The sequence below is a fragment of the Actinomadura sp. genome (genome assembly GCF_044508335.1).
Taxonomy (GTDB): Bacteria; Actinomycetota; Actinomycetes; order Streptosporangiales; family Streptosporangiaceae; genus Spirillospora.
In genome coordinates this window covers 1-4,016 of sequence record NZ_JBIQHY010000144.1, presented here as the reverse complement: position 1 = coordinate 4,016, position 4,016 = coordinate 1, and the positions used below count along the sequence as shown (strand labels likewise).

General features: G+C 75.1%; 3 protein-coding genes and 1 riboswitch. Of the genes, 2 read left to right on the top strand and 1 reads right to left on the bottom strand.

Features of this window, described 5'->3' with window-relative positions; genetic code table 11:
• A partial coding sequence (locus ACIWVC_RS30845) for a hypothetical protein (RefSeq protein ID WP_396451910.1) occupies positions 1-330 on the bottom strand: 330 nt, incomplete at its 3' end.
• A gap of 59 nt (positions 331-389) precedes the next feature.
• A riboswitch (SAM riboswitch) is annotated at positions 390-506 on the top strand.
• A 41-nt stretch (positions 507-547) separates the two neighbouring features.
• On the opposite strand from ACIWVC_RS30845, the gene ACIWVC_RS30840 reads away from it, so the two are divergent.
• Positions 548-1,798, top strand: a complete 1,251-nt coding sequence (locus ACIWVC_RS30840) for an aminotransferase class V-fold PLP-dependent enzyme (RefSeq protein ID WP_396454905.1) — start codon at positions 548-550, stop codon at positions 1,796-1,798.
• 102 nt (positions 1,799-1,900) lie between these two features.
• On the top strand, positions 1,901-4,016 hold a 2,116-nt coding region (locus ACIWVC_RS30835; protein WP_396454904.1), incomplete at its 3' end, for an SseB family protein.

Sequence of the window (4,016 nt, the reverse complement as noted above, 5' to 3'; positions counted from 1 at the left end):
CACGGCGTTGAGCTGGGAGACGTCGCCGGTGCCGACGGCGGGGGCGGCGGCGCGCAGCTTGTCCGCCTCCGCCTTCAGCGCCTTCTTCAGGTCGCCGTCGTCGGCCTTCTTCGCGAGCCCGTCCAGGCGCCCCGCGAGCTGCTCGGTCGGGGCCCGCCACTGCGCGGGCTCCCCCGCCGGAATGCTCTTGATCTTGGTGACGTACTGCTGGAACGCCTCTTTCGTGTCGGCGCACACCTGGCCGGTGTTGCCGCCGAGCATCCCGCACCCGCTCAGGGCGCCGAGCGCCACCACGCCCCCGGCCAGCGCCCGAACCACCCCGTACCGCATCGCTTCCTCCTGCTCAGTCCCCTTGATCCCCGACCGGACCCGCATATAATTCCGCACTAGGTCATGAGCGCCAGCGTCAAGCCCCGGCTTGCTGGCCGGCAACCCTTCGTCCGCGATGGGGTGCCCCGGGTGAGGACCTGGCCGGACGCGGCACCGCGTTCCGGCAAGCGCGGATCCCGAGCCGACGTCCGGGGTCCCTGACCCGGAAGGTCCCGGTATGCCCACGCTTCTCTCCCCCATCACGCCTGCTGTGACGCGCCCCGAGGGGGTCCGGGTTCGCCGGATTCCGCGCGTCGTGGGGGCGGACGCACCGGTGCCGCTGCGGGACGGCGGCCGCATCCCCTACGCCAACCTCGACTACGCCGCGAGCGCGCCCTGCCTGGAGGCGGTGCACGAGGCCGTCGCCCGCGCGCTGCCGTACTACAGCAGCGTCCATCGCGGCGCGGGCTACGCCTCGCAGGTCACGACGGCCGCGTACGAGGAGGCCCGCGAGACCGTCCGCGCGTTCCTCGGGGCGTGGCGGCGTTCGGCGGTCGTGTTCACCCGCAACACGACCGACTCGATGAACCTGCTGGCGCACGCCGTCCCCGCCGGGACGAGCGTCGTCGTCTTCGAGACCGAGCACCACGCCTCGCTCCTGCCGTGGCGGCGCGCCGTGCGGCTCCCCGCGCCCGCCACCCCGGCCGAGGCGGTGTCCGCCGCCGACCGCGCGCTCCGCTCCTGCCCGGTCGGGCCGCGGCTGCTCGTCGTCACCGCCGCGTCCAACGTCACCGGCGAGCTGTGGCCCGTCGCGGAACTCGCGCGGGCGGCGCACCGCAACGGCGCCCGCATCGCGGTGGACGCGGCGCAGCTCGTCCCGCACCGCCCGCTCGACATGACCGCGCTCGGCCTGGACTACGCCGCGTTCTCCGGCCACAAGCTGTACGCGCCGTTCGGCGCCGGCGTCCTCGCCGGCCGCGCCGACTGGCTGCGCGCCGCCGACCCGTACCTGAAGGGCGGCGGGGCGAGCGCGTCGGTCGGCGCCACGACCCGGTGGGCGCCTGCCGCGGAGCAGCGCCACGAGGCGGGCTCGCCGAACGTCCTCGGCGCGATCGCGCTGGCCGCCGCCTGCACGGCCCTGTCCTCCCGCTGGGACGAGATCGCCGCCCACGAGCAGGCCCTGACCGGGCGGCTGCGGGCCGGGCTCTCCGCCCTGCCGCGGGTGAGAGAACTGTCACTGTGGGGCGGCCGGGCGCCGCGCGTCGGCATCGCGTCGTTCACCGTGGACGGCTGGAACGCCCGCGACGTGGCGCTTACGCTGTCGGAGGAGCACGGCATCGGGGTCCGGGACGGGCGGTTCTGCGCGCACCCCTTCGTCCGGCACCTGGCGGGCGGCGGCACCGCCGTCCGCGCCAGCCTCGGCCTGGGGACGACCGAGGAGCACGTGGACCGGCTGCTCACGGCCCTCGCCGGGCTGACCGAGCGCTGACCTGCGCGTCCCCGCGCGCGGTCAGATGATTATGCTCTTTGGTCCTGTTCGCCCATGTAGCGTAGGCAGTCGCGCGGGGACGAGCACGGAGGAAAACAGGGGGTGGCGACCGTGGCCGACGCGTGGCGACCCACGTCGGAGCTGGAGCACCGACTGCAGGAGACCGTACGGGCCGGGGACCAGGAGAGCTACTTCCGCCTCCTCGCGGACAGCGAACTCGTCGTCCCCGTCCCGCCCGAGCTGGTGGACGGCGTGCTCGCCAACGAGACCCAGCCGTCGTGGCCGACGCAGGAGGAGGACGGCCGCGTCCACGTCCTCGTCTACACCTCCGCGTCGGCGATGCGCGCCTGCCTGGGGCCGTCCTACCAGCACTTCATGACGGTCCGGTTCGGCGACATCGCCGAGACGTGGCCTGACTCCCGCTGGTGGCTCGCCATCGACGCGCCCGCCCACGGCGTCGGCACCGTCCTGCCCATCGAGGCGCGGATGCCGGCCTGGTTCGTCCGCCAGGTCGCCGAGGGCGACGGCCGCCCGCCGCAGGTCGGCCGCGCTCCCGCCCCGTGGGAGGAGCTCCGCGACCAGCACCGCGAGCTGCCCCGGCAGTCGCCCCGCCCCGAGTTCCAGCCGGCGAACGACGTCGAGCGAGAACTGCTGCGCGCCGCCGCGAACAACGACCACGACCTGTTCCTGCAGACCCTCGCGGACACCGACGTCCTGCTGCCCGTCCCCGGCGACATGGACTTCGCGCTCCGCCCCGGCCGCCCCGGCTTCCCCTGGCAGACCCGCGAGGTGGACGGGTCCACGGTCGTGCCCGTCTTCACGTCCCCGGAACGCCTCCACGAGGCGTCCGCGCCCGGCACCGAGTACATCAAGCTGCCGTTCACCGTCGTCCTGCGCTACTGGCCGAACCACGACTGGCCGCTCGCCATCAACTCGGGCTCCCCGGCCGGCGGCACCGTCCTGGCCCAGCAGCTCCCCGGCCTCGCCACCTGGGCCGACCAGCGCGCCGCCCAGCGCATGACGGACCACTTCGAACCGCAGAACGACGTCGAGCAGCGCCTCTTCGACGTGGCCCGCCGCGGAGACACCGACGCCTTCTCCAAGACCCTCCTCGGCGCCCAGGTCCTGGTCCCCGCCGAAGCGGACACCCCTTGGGGGATCGTGCCGGGCGACCCCGACTTCCCGTGGCGGCCCGTCCCCATCCACGGCCGGACGTCCATCCAGGTGTTCACGTCCCTGAAGTGGATGAACGAGGCCATCGGCTCGTCCCGCTTCATCATGCCGAGCCTCCAGGAGATGGTCGCCGCCTGGCCCGACACCGACTGGACGCTCGTCCTCAACCCGGGCACGCCCATCGACGCGTCGATGACGGCCGAACAGCTCCGCACCCTCCGCGGCCCGGCGAGCCCGCCGTCGGCCTCCACGCCCCCGCCCCCCGAGAACCCCGCGGTCCCCGTGGGCCCGGCCGTCCCGCCGGACCAGTCGAGCCACCCGCAGGAGGGCGCCGCCGCGCCGCGCGCAGACCAGGCCCTCACCGCCCACGGCGCCCCCACACCCGAGGGGGCACCCGGCCGGCCGAGCCCGGGACGTGGACCCGCGCACCCGGAGGAGGCGCCGCACAGCGCGTCCGGGATCGCCGGTGAACGCGACGCGGGACAACCCCCCAACGCCGAACCCGGCCGCCACGCAGGCCCTCCACCTGAGGGCGCCGCGGGGAGCACCGGCCCGGCCTCCGTACCCGCCGAAGCGAACACGGCCGCGCCCGGACGGCACGCCGGCAACGCGGGGGCATCCAACCTGGCCGACACCGGGCCGGGCGCGCCTGGCACAGAACCCCGCCCGCAGGCCGCGTCCGGCATGCCGGGCGTCCCCGCAGTTCCGGCCGCCCGGCCGGGAGCCGGACGTGATGCCGCGCATCCCGGGGAAGCGCAGCCCGGCCACGCCGCCGGCTCGCCCCCCGAGGGCAACACAGGAACCCCGAGTACGTCCGATATGCCGGGTCAGCCGGGAGTGGGCGGTCCACCCGCGCACCCTGGGGAAACGCCTCACCAGGATGCCCGCGCGTCCGACATCTCCGGCGGAGCGCCTGGGGCTGGCGCGGACCCCGGCTCCCCGCAGGGAAGCGATGCGGGCACGATGCCGCCCGGCACAGGCGAGTCTGGTCAGCATGCCGGTTCGCCGTACGAGGGCAGCCCGGGCAGCGCGAGCACGTCCAACA